22 protein-coding genes are annotated in these 24498 nt (G+C 64.5%); 13 read left to right on the top strand and 9 right to left on the bottom strand.

Translation table 11 applies throughout. The annotated features are described in order from the left end of the window. Positions 1-97: 97 nt before the first annotated feature. Genes speA through speB form a run of 4 tightly spaced genes read left to right on the top strand, consistent with a single transcriptional unit; the run spans position 98 to position 5258 of the window. On the top strand, positions 98-1984 hold the full coding sequence (gene speA, locus ACROSR_RS10075; RefSeq protein ID WP_432684609.1) for a biosynthetic arginine decarboxylase: 1887 nt from the start codon (positions 98-100) through the stop codon (positions 1982-1984). A 28-nt stretch (positions 1985-2012) separates the two neighbouring features. Beyond that, positions 2013-3224, top strand: coding sequence for a saccharopine dehydrogenase family protein (locus ACROSR_RS10070; RefSeq protein WP_432684607.1), 1212 nt, complete (start codon positions 2013-2015; stop codon positions 3222-3224). 22 nt (positions 3225-3246) lie between these two features. Further along, positions 3247-4416: a carboxynorspermidine decarboxylase gene (gene nspC / locus ACROSR_RS10065; RefSeq protein WP_432684605.1), complete on the top strand. Its 1170-nt coding sequence runs from the start codon at positions 3247-3249 to the stop codon at positions 4414-4416. After that, a complete protein-coding gene (speB, locus tag ACROSR_RS10060) occupies positions 4413-5258 on the top strand; it encodes an agmatinase (RefSeq protein WP_432684603.1) in 846 nt (281 codons plus the stop codon). Before nspC ends, speB begins: the two co-directional genes overlap by 4 nt. Positions 5259-5283: 25 nt before the next feature. Here speB and ACROSR_RS10055 read toward each other — a convergent pair whose 3' ends face one another. Next, entirely contained in the window at positions 5284-6027 is a 744-nt protein-coding gene (locus tag ACROSR_RS10055) for an SDR family oxidoreductase (protein WP_432684601.1), read from the bottom strand. A gap of 26 nt (positions 6028-6053) precedes the next feature. Beyond that, the gene (locus ACROSR_RS10050; protein WP_432684599.1) at positions 6054-6686 is read right to left on the bottom strand and encodes a glutathione S-transferase N-terminal domain-containing protein; all 633 of its coding nucleotides are present in this window, start codon (positions 6684-6686) and stop codon (positions 6054-6056) included. A gap of 183 nt (positions 6687-6869) precedes the next feature. Between ACROSR_RS10050 and ACROSR_RS10045 the strand changes: the two genes are divergently transcribed. After that, positions 6870-7268: a DUF2177 family protein gene (locus ACROSR_RS10045; protein ID WP_432684597.1), complete on the top strand. Its 399-nt coding sequence runs from the start codon at positions 6870-6872 to the stop codon at positions 7266-7268. Positions 7269-7412: 144 nt separating this feature from the next. On the opposite strand, the gene guaB is transcribed toward ACROSR_RS10045, so the two are convergent. After that, a complete protein-coding gene (gene guaB / locus ACROSR_RS10040) occupies positions 7413-8861 on the bottom strand; it encodes an IMP dehydrogenase (protein WP_432684595.1) in 1449 nt (482 codons plus the stop codon). A 408-nt stretch (positions 8862-9269) separates the two neighbouring features. On the opposite strand from guaB, the gene ACROSR_RS10035 reads away from it, so the two are divergent. Continuing rightward, positions 9270-10541, top strand: coding sequence for a DEAD/DEAH box helicase (locus tag ACROSR_RS10035; protein WP_490166894.1), 1272 nt, complete (start codon positions 9270-9272; stop codon positions 10539-10541). Between the two features lie 102 nt (positions 10542-10643). Here the strand turns inward: ACROSR_RS10035 and thrS are convergent, their stop codons facing one another. Continuing rightward, positions 10644-12590 carry a threonine--tRNA ligase gene (gene thrS / locus ACROSR_RS10030; RefSeq protein WP_432684591.1) on the bottom strand — a complete coding sequence of 649 codons (1947 nt, stop codon included), beginning with the start codon at positions 12588-12590 and terminating at the stop codon, positions 10644-10646. Positions 12591-12840: 250 nt separating this feature from the next. Between thrS and ACROSR_RS10025 the strand changes: the two genes are divergently transcribed. The 5 genes from ACROSR_RS10025 (at position 12841) to ACROSR_RS10005 (ending at position 16891) form a co-directional block, all read left to right on the top strand. Further along, entirely contained in the window at positions 12841-13086 is a 246-nt protein-coding gene (locus ACROSR_RS10025) for a hypothetical protein (protein WP_432684589.1), read from the top strand. 24 nt (positions 13087-13110) lie between these two features. Further along, positions 13111-14346, top strand: coding sequence for an MFS transporter (locus ACROSR_RS10020; RefSeq protein WP_432684587.1), 1236 nt, complete (start codon positions 13111-13113; stop codon positions 14344-14346). Positions 14347-14421: 75 nt separating this feature from the next. Further along, the gene (locus ACROSR_RS10015) at positions 14422-15174 is read left to right on the top strand and encodes an alpha/beta fold hydrolase (protein ID WP_432684585.1); all 753 of its coding nucleotides are present in this window, start codon (positions 14422-14424) and stop codon (positions 15172-15174) included. Between the two features lie 56 nt (positions 15175-15230). Further along, complete coding sequence (locus tag ACROSR_RS10010) at positions 15231-15929, top strand: fumarylacetoacetate hydrolase family protein (RefSeq protein WP_432684583.1); 699 nt, start codon at positions 15231-15233, stop codon at positions 15927-15929. Between the two features lie 5 nt (positions 15930-15934). Beyond that, complete coding sequence (locus tag ACROSR_RS10005) at positions 15935-16891, top strand: SLAC1 anion channel family protein (protein ID WP_432684581.1); 957 nt, start codon at positions 15935-15937, stop codon at positions 16889-16891. Between the two features lie 14 nt (positions 16892-16905). Here the strand turns inward: ACROSR_RS10005 and ACROSR_RS10000 are convergent, their stop codons facing one another. Further along, the gene (locus tag ACROSR_RS10000) at positions 16906-18087 is read right to left on the bottom strand and encodes an MFS transporter (protein ID WP_432684579.1); all 1182 of its coding nucleotides are present in this window, start codon (positions 18085-18087) and stop codon (positions 16906-16908) included. Between the two features lie 181 nt (positions 18088-18268). Further along, positions 18269-19957 (bottom strand): acyl-CoA dehydrogenase family protein, encoded by a 1689-nt coding sequence (locus ACROSR_RS09995; RefSeq protein WP_432684577.1) that lies wholly within the window; start codon positions 19955-19957, stop codon positions 18269-18271. 146 nt (positions 19958-20103) lie between these two features. Here ACROSR_RS09995 and ACROSR_RS09990 point away from each other — a divergent pair, with 146 nt between their 5' ends. Next, positions 20104-20874, top strand: coding sequence for a sulfite exporter TauE/SafE family protein (locus tag ACROSR_RS09990; RefSeq protein ID WP_432684576.1), 771 nt, complete (start codon positions 20104-20106; stop codon positions 20872-20874). A 122-nt stretch (positions 20875-20996) separates the two neighbouring features. On the opposite strand, the gene clpX is transcribed toward ACROSR_RS09990, so the two are convergent. Next, on the bottom strand, positions 20997-22268 hold the full coding sequence (gene clpX / locus ACROSR_RS09985) for an ATP-dependent Clp protease ATP-binding subunit ClpX (RefSeq protein ID WP_432684574.1): 1272 nt from the start codon (positions 22266-22268) through the stop codon (positions 20997-20999). 148 nt (positions 22269-22416) lie between these two features. Next, complete coding sequence (locus tag ACROSR_RS09980) at positions 22417-23049, bottom strand: ATP-dependent Clp protease proteolytic subunit (RefSeq protein ID WP_432684572.1); 633 nt, start codon at positions 23047-23049, stop codon at positions 22417-22419. A 263-nt stretch (positions 23050-23312) separates the two neighbouring features. Between ACROSR_RS09980 and ACROSR_RS09975 the strand changes: the two genes are divergently transcribed. After that, positions 23313-23696, top strand: a complete 384-nt coding sequence (locus tag ACROSR_RS09975; protein ID WP_432684571.1) for a metalloregulator ArsR/SmtB family transcription factor — start codon at positions 23313-23315, stop codon at positions 23694-23696. A 7-nt stretch (positions 23697-23703) separates the two neighbouring features. Here the strand turns inward: ACROSR_RS09975 and ACROSR_RS09970 are convergent, their stop codons facing one another. Further along, positions 23704-24288 (bottom strand): carboxymuconolactone decarboxylase family protein, encoded by a 585-nt coding sequence (locus ACROSR_RS09970; protein ID WP_432684570.1) that lies wholly within the window; start codon positions 24286-24288, stop codon positions 23704-23706. Positions 24289-24498: the final 210 nt, after the last annotated feature.

Below are 24498 nucleotides of genomic sequence, written 5' to 3'. Positions count from 1 at the left end.
CAGAAATGGCCCCCCGCGTCCACTGACCACCTTTCATTTTGCCAGCCGGACGCTTATGCCGAGGTCGATACTGCATCCACGACGTCGGAGCCATGCCATGACCACAGACGCCACCCATGCCGGCATTTACGGACTTGATCGCTGGGGGCAGGGGTATTTCGACGTGCTGGATAACGGCGATGTCGCCCTGAAGAATCCGCTTTCGCCAGACGCGCCGGCCGTCAGCCTGCCCGAGATCATCCGGGATCTGGAAAAACGCGGCATCCAGACGCCGATGATCCTGCGGGTGGGCTCGTATCTGGAACACGCGATCGGGCAGATCAATCACAGCTTTCTCGACGCGATCGCGCGTTCGGGGTATCGCGGCACGTATCGTGGCGTCTTTCCGATCAAGGTGAACCAGCAGGCGCAGGTTGTCGACCGGATCGTGGAATACGGCCGGGCCTTTGATTTCGGGCTCGAGGCCGGATCGAAACCCGAACTGGTGATCGCGTTGGCGCACAAGTTGCCGAAAGATGCGCTGATTGTGTGCAACGGCGTCAAGGACACCGAATTCGTGAGCCTTGCGATCCAGTCGCGCAAGCTGGGATTCAACACCGTGATCGTGCTGGAAAGCGTCATGGAAGTGGACACCGTGATCGAGGCGAGCCGCACGCTGGGGCTTGATCCGATGCTTGGCGTCCGGGTGAAGCTGACCAACCAGATCGGCGGCAACTGGGCGGCGAGTTCGGGGGACCGTTCGACCTTCGGGATGAATACCGCGCAACTTGTCGACGTGATCGACAAGCTGCGCGAGGCGGGGTTGCTGCATTGCCTGATGCTGCAGCATTCGCATCTGGGCAGCCAGGTGCCCGATGTGAACGATGTGCGCCGCTCGGTCGGTGAGGCGTGCCGCTATTTCAGCGAGCTGACCGCCGAGGGCGCGCCGCTGACCCATCTGGACCTTGGCGGCGGTCTGGGGTTCGATTACACCGGCGAGAAGAAGGCCGCGGCCAATTCCATCAATTACAGCGTGTCGGAATATTGCACCAACATCGTCGAGACCGTCGGCTATGCCATGGACGAGGCCGGCATCGACCACCCGACGCTGATCACCGAAAGCGGGCGCGCGGTGGCCGCGTCCTCGTCGATGCTGATCTTCAACGTGCTGGAGGCAACGCTGTTCGATGCGAGCGAGGCACCCGATGCCGAGCCGGGCGACTTTCACCATGTCACCGACCTGATCGCCGTCGGCGAGTATCTCAAACCCGACCGTCTGCGCGAATGTCTCAATGATGCCGCCTTTTACCGCAACGAGATGCGGGCACTGTTCCGGCGCGGCCAGATCGGCATCCGGCAGATGGCCCGGACCGAGAAGATCTATCGCCACCTCATGGCCCGGATCAAGGCGGTCGCCGCCAGCGACGACAGCGCATCGAGCATCGAGGACGAGCTGGAAAAGCTGGCCGACATCTATCACTGCAATTTCTCGCTGTTCCAGTCGTTGCCGGATGTCTGGGCGATCGGCCAGTTGCATCCCCTGATGCCGCTTCAGATGCTCGACCAGAGGCCGACGCGCCGCGCTATGTTGTCCGACATCACCTGCGACAGCGACGGCAAGGTCGACAGCTTCATTCTGGATGAGGGCACGTCGCCATCGCTGCCGGTGCATGATCTGCCCGAGGACCGACCCTATCACATGGGCGTCTTCTTCATCGGCGCCTACCAGGAGACGCTGGGGGATCTGCACAACCTTTTCGGCGACACAAACGTGGTCACGATAGACTTGCGTGACGACGCCGGCTTCGATTTGCTGCACGAGCAGGAAGGTGACACCATCGCCGAGGTGCTGTCCTATGTCGAGTATGATCCGAACGACTGCGTTGCCGCGTTCCGCAAGCTCGTGGACGGCGCCATCTCGGCCGGCACGATCAGCGTCGAGGAACGGCGCCCGCTGATGGCCGCCTATCGTGACAGCATCAACGGCTATACATACTACGAATAGCGCGCAACATACCGAGGGGACAAAGATCATGGGCACAACACTCGTAATCGGCGCCGGCGGCGTCAGCCATGCGGCCGTCCACAAGATGGCGATGAACGCGGATATCTTCACGCATGTCGCGCTGGCCAGCCGCACAAAGTCCAAATGCGACGCCATCGCCCGTTCCGTGAAAGAGCGTGTCGGGGTGGAGATCGACACCTATGCGCTTGACGCGATGGACGTGTCGGCGACAGTTGATCTGATCCGCCGGACCGGCGCCGAACTGTTGGTCAATCTGGCCTTGCCGTACCAGGATCTCAAGCTGATGGATGCCTGTCTCGAGGCCGGGTGCCATTACCTTGATACCGCGAATTACGAACCCGAAGACGAGGCCAAGTTCGAATACAGGTGGCAATGGGCCTATGCTGACCGGTTCCGCGCGGCGGGGCTGGTGGCGATTCTGGGGTCGGGGTTCGATCCGGGTGTGACCAGCGTGTTCGCCACGTGGCTGAAGAAACACAAGCTGGACACGATCCGACAGATCGACGTACTCGACGCCAATGGCGGCTCGAACGATCAGGCCTTCGCCACCAACTTCAACCCCGAGATCAATCTGCGCGAGGTGCTGCAGGACGCGAAGCACTGGGAAGACGGCGACTGGCAGGTGACGCCGGCGATGACCCACAAGGTCGAGTTCGACTTTCCGGGCATCGGGCCGAAGACCATGTACCTCATGTATCACGAAGAGCTTGAAAGCCTCAGCACGCATTTCCCCGAGATCGGGCGCGCGCGCTTCTGGATGACCTTCGGCGACGCCTACATCACGCATGCCAAGGTCTTGCAGAATGTCGGCATGACGCGGATCGATCCGGTGGTGCATAACGGTGTCGAGATCGTGCCCATCCAGTTCCTCAAGACGCTGCTGCCCGATCCCGGCGGTCTTGCCGGCGAGACCAAGGGCAAGGCCTGCATCGGCGACATCGTGACCGGCGCGGCCAAGGACGGCACGGGCGAGAAAACCTTCTACATCTACAACATCTGCGATCACGAGGACTGCTATGCAGAGGTCGGCAGCCAGGCGGTGTCTTACACAACGGGCGTTCCGGCGATGATCGGGGCGGCGCAGGTGCTGAAAGGCAACTGGAATACGCCCGGCGTCTGGAACATGGAACAACTGGACCCGGACGATTTCATGGACATGTTGAACGACAACGGTTTGCCGTGGCATGTCAAGGAACTGTCCGGCCCGGTCGACTTCTAGAGTGGTACAAGGGGTCGGAGGAATGTCCCAGATGATGCAAACCCAGGCCGGAGATGCCGGGGCGTTCCGGCGGTTCGACCTGTCGCGCGTGCCGTCGCCCTGTTTCGTGATCGACGCAGCCGCGGTCGAACGCAACCTTCAGGTGCTGGCCGACGTGGGCGAGCGGTCCGGCGCGCGCATGCTCAGCGCGCTCAAGGCGTTCTCGATGTTCTCGCTGGCGCCGCTGGTACGGTCGTATCTGTCGGGCACTTGCGCCAGCGGGCTGTACGAGGCCCGTCTCGGCCGCGAGGAATATGGCGGCGAGGTCACGACCTTTTCCACCGGCTACAAGGACCGCGAAATCGACGAGATCATCGCGCTGAGCGATCACCTGATCTTCAACAGCCCGGCCCAGAAGGACCGTTTCTCGGCGCGCGCCGCGGCGCACGGCGTATCGGTGGGGCTGCGCATCAATCCCCAGCATGCCGAGGGCGAGGTGCCCAAGTACGATCCCTGCCAGCCCGGTTCGCGTCTTGGCGTGCCGGTCTCGGACCTGACCGAGGCTGCGATGGACGGTGTCGAGGGCGTGCACATGCATACCCTGTGCGAACAGGGGTTCGAGCCCTTGCGCCGCACGTGGGAGGCCGTCGAGCCCGCGATCGCGCCGTTCATGGCGCAACTGAAATGGATCAACCTCGGCGGCGGGCATCACATCACGCGGGATGATTACGACCGCGAGGCGCTTATCGCCCTCATCCGTGACATCCGCGCGCGTCACGGGGTCGAGGTCTACCTGGAGCCGGGCGAGGCGGTGGCGCTGGATGCGGGAATCCTCGTGGGCGAAATCCTGGATCTCTTCGAGAACGGAGTACAGGTGGCGATCACAGACATTTCCGCCACCTGCCACATGCCCGACGTGATCGAGGCGCCCTATCGACCGGCCTTGCTGCACGAGGCCGAGGCGGGACAGACCTACCGGCTGGGCGGACCGTCCTGTCTGGCGGGCGACATCATCGGTGATTACACGTGGCGCGATCCGGTGCGGCCCGGACAGCGCATCGCGTTTCTCGATCAGGCGCATTACTCGATGGTCAAGACCAACACCTTCAACGGCGTGCCCCTGCCATCTATCGCGATCTGGGACAGCCGGACCGACGACCTGCGCATCGTGCGCGAGTTCGGATACGGAGATTTCAAGGAACGCCTGTCATGAGTGATTTCCTGGACAGCGAACTGACCCCGGACGAGCGGCGCGACGACGCGTTGTTCCGGGTGATCCCGGTGCCGCTGGAGCGTACGGTATCGTATGGGTCGGGCACTGCGCGTGGTCCCGCCGCGATCCTCGCGGCCTCGAACGAGCTTGAGCGGATCTGCGCGGGCAAAGAGCCGTGCCGCGCCGGGATCGTCACCGAAGCGGCGCTCGACTGCGCGGGTCCGATGCCCGACGTGATGGCGCGTCTGGCCGCGCGCACCGAAGCGGCCGCGCGCGCGGGCCGGATTCCGGTTACCCTGGGTGGAGAGCATTCGCTGACATACGGGGCCGTGACGGGCATTGCGCGTGCGCTCGGCCAGCCGGTGGGTGTCGTACAGATCGATGCTCATGCCGATCTGCGCGTGGCCTATGAGGGCGAGGTGCATTCGCATGCGTCGGTGATGCACCTGCTGGCCGAGGATGGCGTGCGGCTGGCCCAGTTCGGGGTACGCGCCTTGTGCCGCCAAGAGGTCGAGAGCCGCGACCGCAACGGTGTCTTCTGGCGCGATGCAGAGGATCTGGTGACAGACCGTGTGCACCGGATCGAACTGCCCGTGGATTTTCCCGACCTGATCTATGTCTCGTATGATCTCGACGGGCTGGACCCCTCGCAGATGCCTGCCACTGGCACGCCGGTGCCGGGGGGGCTGGACTTCTACCAGTCGCTTCATATCGTCGAAAGCGCGCTGGAGGGCCGTAAGTGCGTCGGCATGGACGTGGTAGAGCTGGCCCCCGACGGCAAGGCAGCCTGGGATTTCACGGCAGCGCAGGTCACGTACCGCCTGATGGCAGCCTGCGTGTGACAGGCGGTTTCAGTCGCCGGTGATGTCACCCGCGTCCGACAAAGGGCATGTTGGTCGCCATGATCGTGGCAAACTGCATGTTCGCACCGTCGGGCAGGCTGGCCATCTGGTAGACGGTGTCGGCCACCACTGATACATCCATGACCGCCTCGGGGCGGATCGACCCGTCGGCCTGTGTCACCCCGTCCGCCATGCTGGCGGTCATTTCGGTGACGGCGTTTCCGATATCGACCTGTCCGCAGGCGATCCCGTACGGGCGCCCGTCCAGCGACAGGCTGCGCGTGATCCCGGTCACCGCGTGTTTGGATGCCGTATAGGCGATCGAGCCCGGACGCGGTGCGTGTGCCGAGATCGAGCCGTTGTTGATGATCCGCCCGCCCTGCGGGTCTTGGGCCTTCATTCTGGCGAAGGCCGCGCGCGCGCAGTTGAAGACACCGTTGACGTTGACGTCGACCACGGCGCAGAAATCCTCGGGCACGATCTCGTCGGGCGTCGCCGCGCCAAGGTTGCGACCGGCATTGTTGAAGACCGCGTCGATCCGGCCCCAGTGTCGGGCGGCCCGCGCGAAGGTGGCATCGACCTGCGCGGCGTCGGTCACGTCGCAGGGCAGGACAAGCGCCGCCTCGGCACCGTCCGCAGCGTCGATCAGCGTGTCCTCGCGCCGGCCCAGAAGCCCGACGCGCCAACCTTTGCCAAGGAAGTGCCGCGCAGTGGCCCGGCCGATGCCACTGCCCGCGCCGGTGATGATGATCGTTTTCGGCGCGCTCATCCGCGTCTCCTTTCAAGGTGCAAGTTTCAATCCGGCATCGGTATCGGCCCGACATCGTCGGGCACCTGGTAGCCGCGCCGCACCGCGGGGCGCGCGGCAAGGTCACGGTACCAGCGCAGCACATTGGGAAACGCGCGCAGGTCCACGGTATGCCATTCATGCCGCGCCACCCAGGGAAAGATCGCCATGTCGGCGATCGAATAGTCCGGCGCGACGTAGGCGCGATCCGCAAGGTGGTGGTCGAGCACGCCGTAAAGCCGCTGCGTCTCGCCCGCGAAGCGGTCCTCGGCGGGCTGCGACAGCCCCTTGTTGAAGTGCAGAAAGAAATGCGCCTGTCCCAGTATCGGCCCGAAGCCGCCCATCTGCCACATCAGCCACTGCATGACCTCCGTGCGGGCGATCAGGTCGCCGGGCAGGAAATGCCCCGTGCGTTCGGCAAGATAGACAAGGATCGCGCCGGATTCGAAGATCGACAGGCCCGTATCATGATCGACGATGGCAGGGATCTTGTTGTTGGGCGACACCCTCAGGAAATCCGGTGTGTGCTGCGCGCCCGCGCCAATGTCGATCGGGATGGCCGTGTATGGCATGTCCAGTTCTTCAAGCATGATGGAGACCTTGCGCCCGTTCGGCGTGCTCCACGTGTAAAGGTCGATCATGTGGTCTGTTCTCCATCGCTCGGAATATGTGGACGGTGCCAGATATCATCAGCGGGGTCCACAGCCACGCGCGACCGGCGCCCGACGACTGCGCCCGACGACCGCGCGGGGCAGGGCGCCGGGACCAGTCGGTCGACACGCGGGTGGTCCATGCTAGCTCAACGCCAGTCAAAGGAGAATCGCATGTCCCTACTCGTCCTCGTCTTCGCGACCGGCGTGATCTTCCTGCTCGCCGATGCAGTGATGCTGTCGACCGTGATGAAACCCCTCTTCGCCCGGCATCTTGGCGACAGTTTGCTTGATGGCATCCGCCCCCTGCCGGCCGCATTGTTCTATGTCATCTACATGGCGGGCGTCATCTGGTTCGCGGCCTGGCCCGCGCTGCGCGACGGCACGCCATCCACGGCCCTCGTCAACGGCGCGATCCTTGGGTTCGTCGCCTACGGCACGTACGAGCTTACCAGCTGGACGGTGATGCGCGACTGGCATCCGTCGATGGTGGCCGCCGACATGGTCTGGGGTGCCACCGTCACAGCGATATCGGCATGGGGCGGGGTGGTGGCCGCGCGTGCGATCAGTTGATCGCAGGACCGGCGCCGCCGCCGGGTCCGCATCATGTGTCGTTTCTGCGTGACCGGCTGTGTCGCCCACTGTCACCATCCCGACCGCACAGGTCGATGACTGTCCCCGCCGCTATCCGGCGACGGGGCCACGCGTGCGCGAGGTTCAGCCGATGCGATAATTCGGCGACTCGCGGGTGATCTGCACGTCGTGCACGTGACCTTCCTTGAGCCCTGCCCCGGTGATGCGGACGAACTTGCAGTTGTGGCGCATTTCCTCGACCGTGGCACAGCCGGTATAGCCCATGGCGGCGCGCAGGCCCCCGACAAGCTGATGGATCACCGTTCCCGATGCCCCCTTGTAGGGCACCTGTCCCTCGATGCCCTCGGGCACGAGCTTGTCGCTGGCCGCATCCGCCTGGAAATACCGGTCGGCGGACCCGCGTGCCATCGCCCCGAGGCTGCCCATGCCGCGATAGGACTTGAACGAGCGGCCCTGGTAGAGGATCACCTCGCCCGGCGCCTCGTCGGTGCCGGCCAGCATCGAGCCGACCATCGCGCAGGAGGCACCGGCGGCGATCGCCTTGGCAAAATCCCCCGAGAACTTGATGCCGCCATCCGCGATGACGGGCACGTCGCCGGCGACCTCGGCGCAGTCCATCACGGCGGTCATCTGCGGCATTCCGACCCCGGCCACCATGCGCGTCGTGCAGATGCTGCCCGGCCCGATACCCACCTTGACCGCGTCGGCCCCCGCTCCGATCAGCGCGCGCGTGGCCTCTGCCGTGGCGACGTTTCCGGCCACGATCTGCACGTCGTTGGACAGCTTCTTGAGCCGTTCAACAGCCTGCGACACGCCTTCGGAATGTCCATGCGCGGTATCGATCACGATCATGTCCACGCCAGCCTCGACCAGCGCCTGACTGCGCTCGAACCCGGCATCGCCCACGGTCGAGGCGGCGGCGACGCGCAACCGCCCCAGCCCGTCCTTGCAGGCCGTCGGGTTGAGCACCGCCTGTTCCGTGTCCTTGAGTGTCAGCAATCCGGTCAGCTTGCCGGCGGCATCGGTCACCAACAGCTTTTCGATGCGGCGCGCCTTCATCAGGCTCTTGGCCTCTTCGCGATCGGCAGGCTCCTGCAGGATCGCAAGGCGGTCGCTGGTCATCATCACGCGCACCGGTGTCGCGTCATCCTCGGCGAAGCGCATGTCGCGATTGGTGACAATGCCCACGACGCGGCCGGTCTCGTCGACGACAGGGAATCCGGTGACGCGGTAACGCTCCTGCAGGGCCTTGGCGTCGGCCAGCGTCTGATCCGCGCGCAGGGTTATGGGATTGTAGACGATGCCCGATTCGAACCGCTTGACGCGGCGCACCTCGAGGGCCTGCTGCTCGATCGTGAGATTGCGGTGGATCACCCCCATGCCGCCCGACTGCGCCATGCTGATCCCCATGCCCGACTCGGTTACCGTATCCATCGCCGAGGACAGAAGCGGGATGTTGAGGTCGATGGACCGTGTAACCCGCGTGCGCGTATCCGCACTGCCGGGCAGCACGTTCGATGCCGCGGGCACCAGCAATACATCATCAAAGGTGAGCGCCTCGCGAATCTCCATTCCGGTTCTCCATGGATGTCTCGTTTGGCACGTCCCTATTGCATGGATGATGCTACGGCGAAAGGGTCATTCGGGCCTCGTGCCACGCGATGACACGGTATCGTGTTGTCGGTGGCGCTGTCCGCAGGCGCGGCGGCAAGACCGTGGCGCGCGCTTGACTTTCGCCGTGTCGGCGGTCATATCCACGTCAACCGACATTTCCTGCCGCGTGAGCAGCACGGTCCCCGCATGGCGGGGCGTTCCTTATGAAATGTCGCGGATATGTTCCCAAGATCACGCGTGGGGCCAGACATCTGTCGTGATGTGCGGAACATGCTGTCCCGTTCATGCACATCAGGTGCAACCACGACGAACGGGCGACCGCGACGGTACGCCCCGGAAGGATACGTTTTGAACCTTTTCGACGAAATGGGCCTGCCCCAATCGCTGACCCGCAAGCTTGCCAATACCGGCATCACCGAGCCGACGCCGATCCAGACCCACGCCATCCCGCATGCCCTGAACGGGCATGACGTGATGGGGCTGGCGCAGACCGGCACCGGCAAGACCATGGCCTTTGGCCTGCCACTGGTGACCGCACTGATGGAGGATTCGGGCCAGCCGGCGCCGAAATCCGTGCGCAGCCTGATCCTCGCCCCGACGCGCGAGCTTGCCGGGCAGATCCGCGATGCGCTGCTGCCGCTGGTCAAGGACAGCCCGATCAAGATCAACCTCGTCGTCGGCGGCGCCTCGATCAATCCGCAGATCAAGCGGCTGGAGCGGGGCACCGATATCCTTGTCGCCACGCCGGGTCGCTTGCTTGACCTGATCGACCGTCGGTCGCTGCGGCTGGATGCGGCAAAATTCCTGGTGCTGGACGAGGCCGACCAGATGCTTGACCTCGGCTTCATCCACGCGCTTCGCCGGATCGCGGGGCTGCTGCCTGCCGAACGTCAGACCATGCTGTTTTCGGCCACCATGCCAAAGCAGATGGAAGAGATCGCCGCGTCCTACCTGACCCACCCGAAGCGTGTCGCGGTCAGCCCGCCGGGCAAGGCGGCCGACAAGGTCACGCAAGAGGTGCATTTCATCGCCAAGGCGGCCAAGCCCGACCTTCTGATCGAATGCCTTGGCGCGCACAAGGGCGAACTGGCGCTTGTGTTCGGCCGTACCAAGCACGGCTCGGACAAGCTGGCGCGCAAGCTTGAAGGGGCCGGGTTCGCGGTCGCCGCGATCCACGGCAACAAGAGCCAGGGACAGCGTGAACGCGCGCTTCAGGCGTTCCGCGACGGACGGGTCAAGGTGCTTGTCGCCACCGATGTGGCGGCACGCGGCCTCGACATTCCGGACGTCAAGCATGTCTACAATTTCGAGCTGCCCAACGTGGCCGACAATTACGTGCACCGCATCGGGCGCACCGCGCGGGCCGGACGTGACGGCGCCGCCATCGCGTTTTGCGCGCCCGAAGAGATGGGCGAGCTGAAAGACATCCAGAAGGTTCTGGGCATGACCATCCCCGTGGCGTCGGGTCGTCCGTGGGAAGTGCTGCCCGACCCGGCCGCCAAGAAACCCGCAGGCTCTGGCGGACCGCGCCGGCGTGGTGGCGGCGGTGGCGGTGGCACCGGCAAGCCGCAGGGCAAGTCCGGCGGCGGCCGTCGGCGGCGCGGCGGCGGTGGTGGCGCGCGCGCGAACGCAGCCTAAGCGGAAGGGCGGAGCGGCCTGAGCACCGTTCAGGCTGCGCCCCGGCGCGGTACGCAGCGCTGCTCTTCCTCGTCCGTCCCGGGTGATCCCGGCCCGCATCACCTAGCGCTGATCGGGCGGGGTTGCCTCGACTGCCAGTTCCTGCGCCATCTCGTCGAGACCCCGCACCTGCGTCTGTTTCTCGCCAAGGCGGCGAACAGACAGCGTGCGCTCCGCTACTTCGCGCCCGCCGCAGGCCAGGATCACGGGCACCTTGCCGACGGAATGCTCACGCACCTTGTAGTTGATCTTTTCGTTGCGGGTGTCGGCCTCGGCGCGGATGCCAAGGGCGGTCAAGGCTGCTGTCACCTCGTGAACATAGTCATCGGCATCCGAGGTGATCGCGGCCACCACGACTTGACGCGGCGCCAGCCAGAAGGGCAGGCGGCCTGCGTGTTCCTCGATCAGGATGCCGATGAACCGCTCGAAGCTGCCAAGCGTCGCACGGTGCAGCATGTAGGGCCGGTGCTTGGCCCCGTCCTGTCCGATATAGGTGGCGTCGAGCCGTTCTGGCAGGTTCGAATCCACCTGCAGCGTGCCGCATTGCCAGTCGCGGCCGATGGCGTCGGTCAGCGTGAATTCCAGCTTTGGCCCGTAGAACGCGCCCTCGCCCTCAAGCAGCTCGTAGGTGTAACCGGCCGCCCGGCACGCATCGCCAAGCGCCTTTTCCACGAAATCCCAGCTTTCGTCGCTGCCGATGCGTTTCTCGGGGCGGGTCGACAGCTTGATCGTCCAGTCGTGAAAACCAAGATCGCCATAGATCCGCGACAGGAAGTCGATGAAGCGGGCGGTCTCGCCCTCGATCTGGTCCTCGGAACAGAAGATGTGGCCGTCATCCTGCGTGAAGCCGCGCACCCGCATGATGCCGTGCAGAGCGCCCGATGGTTCGTACCGCGCACACGAACCGAACTCGGCCATGCGCAGCGGCAGGTCGCGGTAGGATTTCAGGCCCTGATTGAAGATCTGCACGTGACAGGGGCAGTTCATCGGTTTGAGCGCGTTCACGGCCTTTTCGCGGGCGTGTTCCTCGTCGACCTCGACGATGAACATGTGATCCTGGTACTTGTCCCAGTGACCCGACGCCTCCCACAGCTTGCGGTCCACCACTTGCGGGGTGTTGACCTCGACATATCCGCCGCGCTGCTGCTGGCGGCGCATGTAGTCCTGCAGGGTGGTGTAGATGCTCCAGCCGTTGGGGTGCCAGAAGATCTGGCCCGGCGCCTCTTCCTGCATGTGAAAGAGGTTCATCTCGCGGCCCAGCTTGCGGTGATCGCGGCGCTCGGCCTCTTCAAGAAAGTTCAGATATGCCTTCAACCTGTCGCGGTTCTGAAAGGCCACGCCGTAGATGCGTTGCAGCATCGGGCGGCTGCTGTCACCGCGCCAATAGGCGCCCGCGACGCTCATGAGCTTGAACGCGTCGGCCGGCACCTGTCCGGTATGCTGCAGGTGCGGGCCACGGCACAGATCCTGCCAGTCCCCGTGCCAGTACATGCGCAGCGGCTCGTCGCCGGGGATCGCCTCGATCAGCTCGACCTTGAAGGGCTCGCCCTTGGCCTCGTAATGCGCGATCGCCCGGTCGCGGTCCCAGACCTCGGTGGTGACCGAGTCGCGGGCCGCGATGATCTCTTTCATCTTCGTCTCGATGCGGCCCAGATCCTCGGGGGTGAACGGCTCTGCCCGGTCGAAATCGTAATACCAGCCGTTCTGGATCACCGGCCCGATGGTGACCTTCACCTCGGGCCAGATCTCTTGCACCGCGCGGGCCATGATATGCGCCAGATCGTGCCGGATCAGTTCCAGCGCGGGGGCCTCGTCCTTCATCGTGTTGATGGCGATGGCGGTATCGCGGGAGATCGGCCATTGAAGGTCCCAGTGTTGCCCGTCGACCTGCGCCGAAATCGCCTTTTTCGCCAGCGAGGTCGAGATATCAGCCGCCACCTCGGCCGGGGTCACGCCAGCCGGATAGCTGCGCGCATTGCCATCGGGAAATGTCAGGGAGATGTCGGTCATGGTGCCGGCTCCTCGTCGGTTTGGCGCCTACGAAACGCCCGGTTGCGGGTATGCTGCCTAATGCCCCGCGCAGGGCGCGGCGTCAAGAGGCGCGGGGCGTGTATACCACGGTATGGAATTAACCTGCTGACACGGCAGGAAAAAACCGTTGGATCCGTCGTGAATGGGGGCTATACCGTCGGTCAAGCTCCGCGCGCGGCAATCGCGCGTCGGGACATCCCGAAGATACGTACCCAAGGAGGCAAGACACATGCCGGGCTATAACTCGAAGTTTGATTTGTCGGTTTCGGACATCGACCTGATCGAGGCGGCGCTGCATCAGCAGCGCGCCGATCTGTCGGCCCGTGTCGTGACGGATGGCGGTGCCGCCGCCCCTGCGGACGACAACGCGTCCGACGATGACACGACGCTGCGCCACATCCACGATCTGTTGGGTCGGCTGCACAATCAAAAGGTGTTCTACCGTCCGCGTCGCGGCGCCTATATCGGCGGCTAGGCCGCCCGCTTTTGGCATGATTGCATGAAAACCCTGACAGATCGCCTGATCGCGCCGGACATGGCGAGGATCGACGCACAGAACGCCCGGCGCCATGTGCTGGCCCTGACGCTTAGCAAGCTGGCCGATGGCCTGCTCGACCCCAAACTGGTGCTCAGCTGGCTTGCCGGCGCGATCGGTGTCCCGGCCGCCTTCATCGGGATGCTTGTGCCGATCCGTGAGGCCGGTGCGCTTTTGCCGCAGCTTGTGATCGGGGCGCGGTTGCGCGCCATGCGGCAGCGCCGTTGGGTCTGGATCGCGGGCAGCGCGGTGCAGGGGCTTGCGGCGGTCGGTATCGCCGCCGCCGCCTTGATAAGCGGCGGCATTATCGCCGGGCTGATGATCTGCGGGCTGCTGGCAGTGCTGTCAGTGGCGCGCGCGGCCTGCTCGACCTCGCACAAGGACATCCTGGGCAAGACCGTGGTCAAGACACGGCGTGGCGCGGTCACCGGGCTGGCCGGGTCCGTCTCGGCGGCGGGGGTCGCAGTGTTCGCCGTGCTGATGTTGGCCGGGGTTCTGACCTCGCAGGCGGCACTTGTCGGGGCGGTCGCGCTGGCCGGTCTGGCCTGGCTGCTGGCGGCGCTGACGCTGATCGGGCTGCGCGAAGAGGACAGCACGCCGCAGACCGGATCTTCGACCGCGGCGTATCGCACCATCCTCGGCCGGGACGCCAATCTGCGGCGCTTCATCCTCGTGCGCGGGCTTCTGGTGTCCAGCGCGCTGGCGCCGTCCTACCTGGTGCTTCTGTCGGTGCGTGAGGGTGGCACGCTGGCCGCGCTTGGGGCCCTGGTGCTGGCCTCTTCGGTCGCGGGGTTCGTCAGCTCGTACATCTGGGGCCGGCTTTCGGATCGCGACAGCCGCCTTGTCCTGGCGCTTTGCGGGGGGCTTGCGGGGGTGGCGATGCTGGCCGCGATCGCCGCGAAGATCCTTGGCGTGGCGCGAGTGCCCGGCGTGATCCCGGCCGCTCTTCTGGTCCTGATGCTGGCCTATCACGGCGTGCGGCAGGCGCGGTCGATCTATCTGGTGGACATGTCCGCCGCAGAGGATCGCGCGCAGAACACGGCCATCGCCAACACCGCCATCGGCGTGATCCTGTTGCTCGCCGGCGTGTTTGGGGGCGCACTGTCCTTTATTGGTCCGCTGGGGGCGCTTGGCGGCTTCGCGGCAATGTCATTGGCCGGCGGGGTGTCTGCCCTGACCCTGCAGCGCCCGGCGGGCTGAGCGCGCCGCGCGAAAACCGGTTTGCGAATACACGGCGCGCGCGGCATGGTTGCCTTGAAAACGAGGGGACAAGTCATGCCGCCATCTTATTTCACCACGTCTGCGGGGCGCCGGATCGCGCATCACCTGACACCGGGCAGGGGGCCGGGCGTCGTTTTTCTTGGTGGGTTCAAATCCGACATGGAAGGCACAAAGGCGCTCTGGCTGGAGGAATGGGCGCGCCAAGCGGGCCGCGCTTTCCTGCGATTTGACTACTCGGGGCATGGCGCGTCGTCGGGCGACTTCACCGACGGGGCGATCGGCGACTGGTCGGCGGATGCGCGTGCCGTCATCGACGCGATGACGGCGGGTCCGCAGATCCTGGTGGGGTCGTCGATGGGTGGCTGGATCGCATTGCTGCTGGCGCGTGCCATGCCGGGGCGGGTGGCCGGTCTTATCACCATCGCCGCAGCCCCCGATTTCACCGAGGACGCGATGTGGGCGGGGTTCAATTCGGACCAGCGCGCGGCGCTTGTGTCCGAGGGGCAGGTGAGGCTGCCGAGCGACTATGGCGAGCCCTACATCATAACCCGCCGCCTGATCGAGGACGGGCGCGATCACCTTGTCCTGCGCGCGCCGCTCGATCTGCCGTTTCCGGTACGCTTTCTGCAAGGCACCGCCGACGCGGATGTCGCGCCGTCGGTCGCCGTTGCGCTGATGGATCATGCCACCGGGCCGGACATGCGGCTGCTGCTGGTCAAGGGCGCGGATCACCGGTTCTCCGATCCCGATTGCCTCGATCTGATCGGCACGGCGATTGACGATGTGATCGTGCGCGCGTCCACTTGACCTTGCCGGTTCAGCGTCGCAGACCGGCACTGACCCGTCCCAAACCGGAGCCCGCCATGACCCAGCCGCTTTTCACCAGTCCCGCCGCGCCACAGGTTCCCGTCACGGGCGAGCGCGCCGGCTACCCCGTGCGCCGTATCTTCTGTGTCGGGCGCAACTATGCCGCGCACGCCCTCGAGATGGGAAACGAGGTGGATCGCGAGGCGCCGTTTTATTTCACCAAGTCGGCACAAACCATCTGCCTCGGCGGGGCAGAGATCGCCTATCCGCTTGGCACGCAGGACTGTCACCACGAGATGGAGTTCGTCGTGGCCCTCGGCGCATCGGCCTTCCGCGTGACCACCGACGGGGCGATGGATGCGGTTCTGGGGTTTGCCTGCGGCATCGATCTGACCCGGCGCGACCTGCAGGCCGCCGCCAAGGACAAGCGCCGGCCCTGGGATCTTGGCAAGGATTTCGAGCAGTCCGCCGTGATCGCGGACATCACCCGCAAGGAGGAGTTCGGCGCGATCGGCGATCAGGCGATCCGGTTGTCGGTGGACGGCGCGGTGCGGCAGGATGCGACCCTGTCGGACATGATCTGGTCGGTGCCAGAGGTGATCGCGGATCTGTCGCATTACTACCATCTGGGGCCCGGCGACCTGATCTATACCGGCACGCCGGCGGGGGTCGGCCCGGTTGTCCCCGGCAATGTCCTGCTGGGTGAAATCGACGGGCTGGCCCCGCTGCGCCTCGGCATCACGGCCCCGGAATGAGCGCAATGACCGATCCCGGCCGATTGCAGCATGTGCCGGTGACGCTGTTTACCATCGTGATGGGGCTGTGCGGTTTCACCCTTGCATTGCGGGCGGGCGAGGGCGCCTTCGGGCTGACAAACGTCCCGTCCGGGGCGGCGCATTGGCTGACCATGGTGGTCTTCGCCGCCGTCGCGCTGGCCTACCTGGCCAAGATGCTGCGGCATCCGTCCGCTGTTGCGGCCGAGTGGAACCACCCGGTGAAGCTGGCCTTCTTCCCGGCGATCTCGATCTCTCTGGTGCTGATGTCGATCGTGATGCTCGTGCCCAATCCGGGGCTTGCGCGCGCGATGTGGCTCATGGCGGTGCCATTGCAGTTGATCCTGACGCTGGCCGTGGTCAGTGGCTGGATCGGGGCGCGCGCGTTCCAGCATGGTCATCTGTCGCCGGCCTGGTTCATCCCGGCCGTGGGCAACGTGATCGTGCCGATCGCGGGCATGCCCATGGGGTATGTCGAGATCAGCTGGTTCTTTGCCAGTACCGGTCTGATCTTCTGGCTGGTGCTACTGACGCTGGTGATGAACCGGCTGGTCTTTCACGATCCGCTGCCAGAGCGGTTGCAGCCGTCGCTGGTGATCCTGATCGCGCCGCCCGCCGTGGGGTACCTGTCGTGGGTCGAACTGGTGGGCGGGGTGGACGCCTTCGCGCGCGTGCTGCTGAATTGCGTGTACCTCTTCACGCTGATCGTGGCGGTTCAGTTGCCCAAGCTGGTGAAGCTGCCCTTTTCGCTGGCGTTCTGGGCGCTCAGCTTTCCGGTAGCCGCCGCGGCAATCGCGAGTTTCGCGCATGCCGGGGCCACAGGTTCTGACGGACACCGGTGGATCGGTCTGCTGTATCTGGCCGCGTTGTGCGGGATCATCGCCGGGCTGTTGTGGCGCACGGGGCGCGCGCTGATTTCCGGCGTGCTTCTGCAGCCCGACTGAGCCGCGTTTTCCGGCTACACGGCCGGGCCGGGGCGTTCCTGAACGAAGCGTGGCAGGATCACCGGCAGCGTCGCGATGGACAGCGCCGCGGTTGCAAGGAACATCGCCTCGGGGCCCCACGTGTCGGACATCGTCCCGGCGACCACCGGACCCAGCACACTGCCCAGGGCGACGGCTATCAACGCGGCGGTGAAGCTGCGCGCGGGCATGTGCGGGAACAGTCGTTCCGACCAGAAGGACAGGACCGCGCTCATCATCATCACGTACACACCTTGCAGGCCTGCTGATAGCACGAGGCCGCCCCACGATGTCGGGACCAACGCAACAAGGCCGAGCGACACCGCCGAGGCCACCAGCAGACCGCGCAGTAGCGTGGACAACCCGGTGCCGCCCTTGATGCGGCCGGTTGCAAGACCGAGCAGCCCGAAGATGCCGAAACAGACGAACAGGATCGCCGGGGAACTGCCGGACGGCGCGCCGGGCACGCCGCCCGCCTGCTCGATCCGGTCCGCCGCGAGCGAAAAATAGATCGCCGTGGTGGTCCCGAAGGACAGCGCGATGGCATAAAGCGGCATGGCCGACCGGTGGAGCAACGTGGCCCACGGCGCGGTCGGTGTGCTTGCCCCCAAGGGGCCCGTTGGTTCGCGCAAAGCGACGACATTGGCCAGCAGGGCGCCCGCGCTGATGATCGAGAACGCCGCCCAGGCCATGCGCCATGGCAGGCCGCTCAGGCTGACGGCGATTGCGGTGGCCCCGGCGCCGGCAATCCCAAGGCTGGTGCCGGTGCTGATGATCGCCAGCGCCGAGGGCCGCGTCTCATCGGGCAGGCGGCGGCTGACGATATTGTTGAAAGGCGTCCACGCGAACCCCGTGCTGGACATGGCCAATACGATCCCCAGCGTCAGCATCGGCAGGCCCGCGGCGCCCGAGACAAGCGCGGTCCCGAGTGTCGCCAACCCCAACCCCAGCAGAACCGGCGGGCGCGGCCCGGCCAAAGCCAGCGTCGCATAGGCCGCCACGAGTCCGACCAGCATGCCAAGAAACCCCAAGCTGGAGATCAGGCCCGCCATCTCGGTGGACAGCGCGAAATCCCGCCGGATTTCCGACAGGAACAGACCGAATCCCATGCGCGCGGGGCCATAGGTGATCGCGGTCGCAGCAAAGCCCGCGGCCGAGAGTTTCCAGAATGATGACATGGCGAACCTCTGTCGGGATCAGGCGCGTACCTTGTTCAGGTTGGCCTGTACCCGCGGGGTTTCAACGTCCGATCCCTGTGGTCTTCTGTCTTCTTCCTGTGAGTGCCGCCAAAAAAAACCGGCCCGGTAACATCACCGGGCCGATCTTTTTGCGTCTATCTGTGCCCTTGGCTGTGGTCGGCTAGCCGAGCAGACGGCGCGCGACGACCTGTGCCTGGATCTCGGCGGCGCCTTCGAAGATGTTGAGGATACGCGCGTCGCACAGGATGCGGCTGATGGAATATTCCAGTGCAAAGCCGTTGCCGCCGTGGATCTGCACGCCATTGTCGGCGGCCGCCCATGCGACACGCGCGCCGAGCAGCTTGGCCATCCCGGCCTCGAGGTCGCAGCGGCGGCCGTTATCCTTTTCCCAAGCCGAGAAATATGTGAGTTGCCGGGCGATCATGATCTCGACCGCCATCATCGCAAGCTTGCCGCTGACACGCGGGAACGCGATGAGCGGCTTGCCGAATTGCTTGCGATCCTGCGCGTATTTCATCGCCACGTCGAGCGCCGATTGCGCCACCCCCACGGCACGCGCGGCGGTCTGGATGCGGGCCGATTCAAACGTCTCCATCAGCTGCTTGAAGCCCTTGCCCTCTTCGCCGCCCAGCAGGTTCTCGCCCTTGACGTGGAAATTGTCGAAGGCAAGCTCGTGTTCCTGCATGCCGCGATAGCCCAGCACCTCGATCTCGCCGCCGGTCATGCCATCGGTCGGGAACGGATTGTCCTCGGTGCCCGGTGTCTTTTCGGCGAGGAACATGGACAGGCCGCGGTGATCGGTTGTGTCGGGCTTGGTGCGCGCCAGCAGCGTCATCACGCGGGTGCGCATGGCATGGGTGATCCATGTCTTGTTGCCCGTCACCTTCCAGTCGCCGTTCTCGTCCTTGACCGCCCGGGTGCGCAGGGCCCCCAGGTCAGATCCGGTGTTGGGTTCGGTGAAGACGGCCGTCGGCAGGGTTTCGGCGCTGGCGATTTCGGGCAGCCATTTCTGCTTCTGCTCTTCGGTGCCGCCGGCAAGGATCAACTCGGCGGCGATCTCGGACCGGGTGCCGAGGCTGCCCACGCCGATATAGCCACGGCTGAGTTCCTCGGAGACGACGCACATCGATGCCTTCGACATGCCGAGTCCGCCGTACTCCTCTGGGATGGTCAGGCCGAACACGCCCATTTCCGCCAGCTCGTCGATGATCTCCATCGGGATCAGTTCGTCCTTGAGATGCCAGTCATGCGCGTAGGGTTCGATCTTGTCGATGGCGAAGCGGCGGAACTGCTCGCGGATCATCTCCAGCTCGTCGTCGAGACCGCTGCGCCCGACAGTGGCCTCGGCGCTGCGTTCCTGCATCAGTTCGACCAGCCGGGTGCGGGCGGCCTGTGTGTTGCCGGCCTGCATCAGCATCGTTGCGGCGGGGTTCATCATCAGCGCCGCATCGTCGGTGGCAAGACCCATGTCCGACAGGCGCACAATCTCGCCCTGGTTCATCGGAATGCCGCCGGCGATCTGGTTCAGATATTCACCGAAGGCGATCTGGTGGATCAGTTGCTCCACCTCGCCGAACTGGTCGCGCTCTTCGAGACCCTTCGCCCAGGTCTGCATCTGGCGCAGCGCCTCGACATAGGTGGCCAGCCACGCGAAGCCATGCGCGGCGGTCTGGTTCGCCTCGATGGCGCTGCCCGAGACACGCCCGTCGACTGTCACCATCTCGGCCACCGATGCCTTGGCCCGCGCGAGTATCGTCTCTGCAGGCTGCAGGGCCGAGCCGGTCAGCGCCACCAGGTCGCGCAGAATGACCGTCCGGGCCGATGCAATATCCTGTCCGTCATGTGCCATGGGTCGAATCCTTTCGTCTGTTTCGAGACTTTTATCTATTTCGCAGCTGCAGCACAACAATTATACCAAATGTCGCAGGTTTTTGATCTAAAGTTGCGTCCCGATTTCGATGTGCGGGCCACCTGACGCCATGCTACCCAGTGTTCATGGATATGATTTTCGACGTCGTTTCGCAATGGGGCTGGATATTCGCGACCGGCCTTGCGTTTTTTTCTGGGGTGGTCAAGGGCGTGGTCGGGTTTGCCATGCCCATGATGCTGATGGCGGGGCTGAGTACGGTGATGTCCCCGGATCTCGCTCTGGCGGGGCTGATTCTGCCGACGCTGGTGGCAAATCTTTGGCAGGCCCTGCGGCAGGGACCGCGCGCGGCGCTGGCGTCAATGCGGCAGTACCGGGTGTTTCTTGTCACCGGCGGGGTCGTGATGCTGGGGTCCGCGCAACTGGTTCCGGTGCTGCCGCCCGCGTTGATGTTCCTGATCATCGGAAGTTTCATCACGCTATATGCGCTGGCCACATTGCTGGGGCGGGGTCTGCATGTCGCGGCCCGCGGTGGCCGGCGTGGCGAGGCGGCGATGGGGGCACTTGCCGGGGTGTTCGGCGGCGTGTCGGGCATCTGGGGACCGCCCACCGTGGCGATGCTGACAGCGCGCGCCACCGAAAAGCGCGAACAGATGCGCGTTCAGGGGGTGATCTTCGCGCTCGGCTCTGTCCTGTTGCTGGTCTCGCATACCGGGTCTGGCGTGCTGCGCGCCGAAACCCTGCCGCTTTCGCTATGGTTGGTAGGGCCTGCGGTGCTGGGGGTCTGGTTGGGGTTCTGGTTGCAGGACAGGTTCGACCAGGCGACCTTTCGCAAGGCCACCTTATGGGTCCTGTTGATCGCGGGGACCAACCTGATCCGCCGTGGCCTGATGATGTGACGCCCTGCGCGGCCCGCGTGCAGTTGAACGAACACCGGCGCGACCACATAATACCGGACCAAATGAAAAAGGGCCCGTGCGTCGGCACGGACCCTGACACTCTTGTGACCGCGCCCGGAGCGTCAGCCCGCGTGCGTGCCTTCCTTCTTGCTGGGCTTGGAGTCCGCGTAGATCACCAGTGGCGCTGCTTCTGACGTGACGGCCTCTTCGTTGACGACGACCTCTTCGACATTTTCCAGACCCGGCAGATCGAACATCGTGTCAAGCAGGATGTCTTCGAGGATGGAACGCAGGCCGCGCGCGCCGGTCTTGCGGGCGATCGCGCGCTTGGCGATCGCCGACAGCGCGTCGTCGGTGAAGGTCAGCTTCGCATCCTCCAGCTCGAACAGGCGCTGGTACTGCTTGACCAGCGCATTCTTCGGCTGCGTGAGGATGATGACAAGCGCATCCTCGTCCAGATCTTCGAGCGTTGCCAGAACAGGCAGGCGGCCGACGAATTCCGGGATCAGACCGAATTTCAGCAGATCCTCGGGTTCGAGATCGGTCAGCACCTCGCCCACGCCACGCTCGTCATCGCTGCGCACATCCGCGCCGAAGCCCATGGCGCTGCCCTTGCCACGCTGCGCGATGATCTTGTCGAGACCGGCAAACGCGCCACCGCAGATGAACAGGATATTGGTGGTGTCCACCTGCAGGAATTCCTGCTGCGGATGTTTGCGCCCGCCCTGTGGCGGCACGGCGGCGACCGTGCCCTCCATCAGCTTGAGAAGCGCCTGCTGCACACCTTCGCCCGACACGTCGCGCGTGATCGACGGGTTCTCGGACTTGCGGGTGATCTTGTCGACCTCGTCGATATAGACGATGCCGCGCTGCGCCCGCTCTACGTTATACTCCGAGGATTGCAGCAGCTTGAGGATGATGTTCTCGACATCCTCGCCGACATAGCCCGCCTCGGTCAGGGTGGTGGCATCCGCCATCGTGAACGGCACATCCAGAATGCGCGCCAGCGTCTGTGCCAGAAGCGTCTTGCCGCACCCGGTCGGCCCGATCAGCAGAATATTCGACTTCTGAAGCTCGATCTCGCTTTTGCCGGAATTGTTCAGGCGCTTGTAGTGGTTGTGCACCGCCACCGACAGCACGCGCTTGGCGATTGCCTGTCCGATCACGTAATCGTCCAGTACCTTGCAGATATCCTGCGGCGTCGGCACGCCCTCGCTGGACTTGATGCCGCTGCCCTTGGTCTCTTCGCGGATGATGTCCATGCACAGCTCGACGCATTCGTCGCAGATGAATACCGTCGGGCCCGCGATCAGCTTGCGCACCTCGTGCTGGCTCTTGCCGCAAAAACTGCAATAGAGTGTATTTTTGCTGTCGCTGCCGGAATTGTTCGCCATCACGTACCTTTCAGACCCTGAGCCGCCATTCGGTCATGCGGCCCGATCGGGGCCTTTGCTCTGTCATTCATGTCTCCCGCCAGCTTAGGTCAGGCGGGAAAACACCACAATGCGAAAATGTCTGATGAGCGTGCGTGCCGATCACCGCTTATTTCTCTTCGTCCTCGCTGGTGACGCGGTTGCTGACGATTTCATCGATCAGACCCCAGTCCTTGGCTTCCTCGGGCGATTTGAAGTTGTCGCGCTCCAGGGCGTCTTCGACAGCTTCAAGCGTCTGGCCGGTATGGGTGACGTAGATCTCGTTCAACCGGTCCTTGAGCTTCTGGGTTTCCTTGGCGTGGATCATGATATCCGTCGCCTGTCCCTGATAGCCGCCCGAGGGCTGGTGCACCATGATACGGCTGTTGGGCAGCGAGAACCGCAGGCCCGGCGCGCCGCCGGCCAGCAGAAGGCTGCCCATCGACGCGGCCTGACCCACCACCAGCGTGCTGACCTTGGGCTTGATGTACTGCATCGTGTCGTAGATCGACAGCCCGCTCGACACGACGCCGCCGGGGCTGTTGATGTACATGCTGATCTCTTTCGACGGGTTCTCCGCCTCGAGATGCAGAAGCTGTGCCACGATCAGGCTGGACATGCCGTCATGCACCGGCCCGCTCAGGAAGATGATGCGCTCTTTCAGCAGGCGCGAAAAGATGTCGTAGGCCCGCTCGCCGCGGCTTGTCTGCTCGACGACCATCGGCACGAGCGTATTCATGTAGGTTTCCATAGGATCGTTCATCGTGGCCTGCCTGCTTTCCTGCCCGGTGCTGTGCGTCCGGTTTTACAAATCGGCCGACATTTGCCGGCCGCCGCGTCCCGAGAGTCTTAGTGTTGCGCCCAAGGGGCTGCAAGGGCATCGCACGAATTTGTGGCGCCCCGGTAGCGCGGCGACGGATTTCCTACCACATGTGTCAGGTTTTTCGCGCAAACCGCAGGTCTTGTTTTGCAGGCCGGTTCAAAACATCTTATGACACATGCAAAGCACCAGAGAAATCTATCGCAATGCCGCTTCCCGTTCTCGACGACACGACCACGCAAGAAGAAATGGACCGCATGGTCGAAAACGCCACAACGGCGGCGACCTTCCTCAAGGCGATCAGCCATGAGGGGCGGTTGCTGATCCTGTGCCATCTGGTGTCGGGTGAAAAATCCGTGACCGAACTCGAGGAGTTGTTGTCGGCGCGGCAGGCCGCGGTGTCGCAGCAATTGTCCCGGCTTCGGCTCGAAGGGCTGGTGACCACGCGCCGCGAGGGCAAGGCGATCTATTACCGCCTTGCCGACGAGCGGCCGCGCCGCGTGCTTGAAGTGGTCTATGAATTGTTCTGCGCGCAAGATGCCGCCGATGATCATGGCGCACGTGACGATGGCGGCGGTGATCGCGGCTGATCCGGGGTCAGGCGGCGGTCACGGTCCTGTCCACCGCGTAGGGTGCGAAGGCGTCGTCGACCTCGGTGTGGTTGACGTGGTTGGCGTAGTTGCTGACCGTCTTGACGGCAAGCGCCAGGATGATTTCCAGTACATGCTGATCGGTATAACCCGCAGCCTTGAACGCCTCGGCCTGCGCCCTGGTCGGCAGGCCCCGGGTTTCCCACATGTGATGGGTGAACGTGCGCAGCGCCTCCAGCTTGGCATCAGGTAGCGCCTTGCCGTCACGCAGTGCCTGCGTGTGCTCGGCTGACAGTTTCGAGACGTTGATCGCCAGCATCGAATGCGCCGCCGTGCAATAATCACAGCCATTCGCCAGCGAGATCGTCAGGAACACCACCTCTTGTTCCGGCGGGGTGAAATTGGCCTGCGTGCGGAAATGGTCGTAACCGTGCAGATAGGTGGACAGCAGCCCCGGATTGATGGCCATGCCGCGATACATGTTGGGCACGAACCCCAATTTCTCGCGTGCCCCGTCCAGAAGCTCCTTGGCAAGGCCCTCGGCCTGATCGTCGGTCACCGGATTTGCGTCGATCTTGTATTCCGCAGTCATGAAACCCTCCTGTGTTTGTCTAACCCGCAGGTAATCGGTCGAAGGCGCGTATGTAACCGCGACATCCGTCACCTCACCGTGTGGCCGGTGTGATCGCGACGCGCCCCGTGGCGCGGGGGGCCGGCTTGCGGAGTTTATTTCGGGCCGCCCCTTGCACCCCGTGGCACACAAACGCCATCTGCATTCGAGGCGGACCACCCGCATGTGAAG

It is taken from the genome of Roseovarius tibetensis (assembly GCF_050896375.1).
GTDB classification, from domain to species: domain Bacteria; phylum Pseudomonadota; class Alphaproteobacteria; order Rhodobacterales; family Rhodobacteraceae; genus Roseovarius; species Roseovarius tibetensis.
Note: the sequence above shows the minus strand (reverse complement) of the source record. Positions and strands in the feature narration are given on the sequence as shown.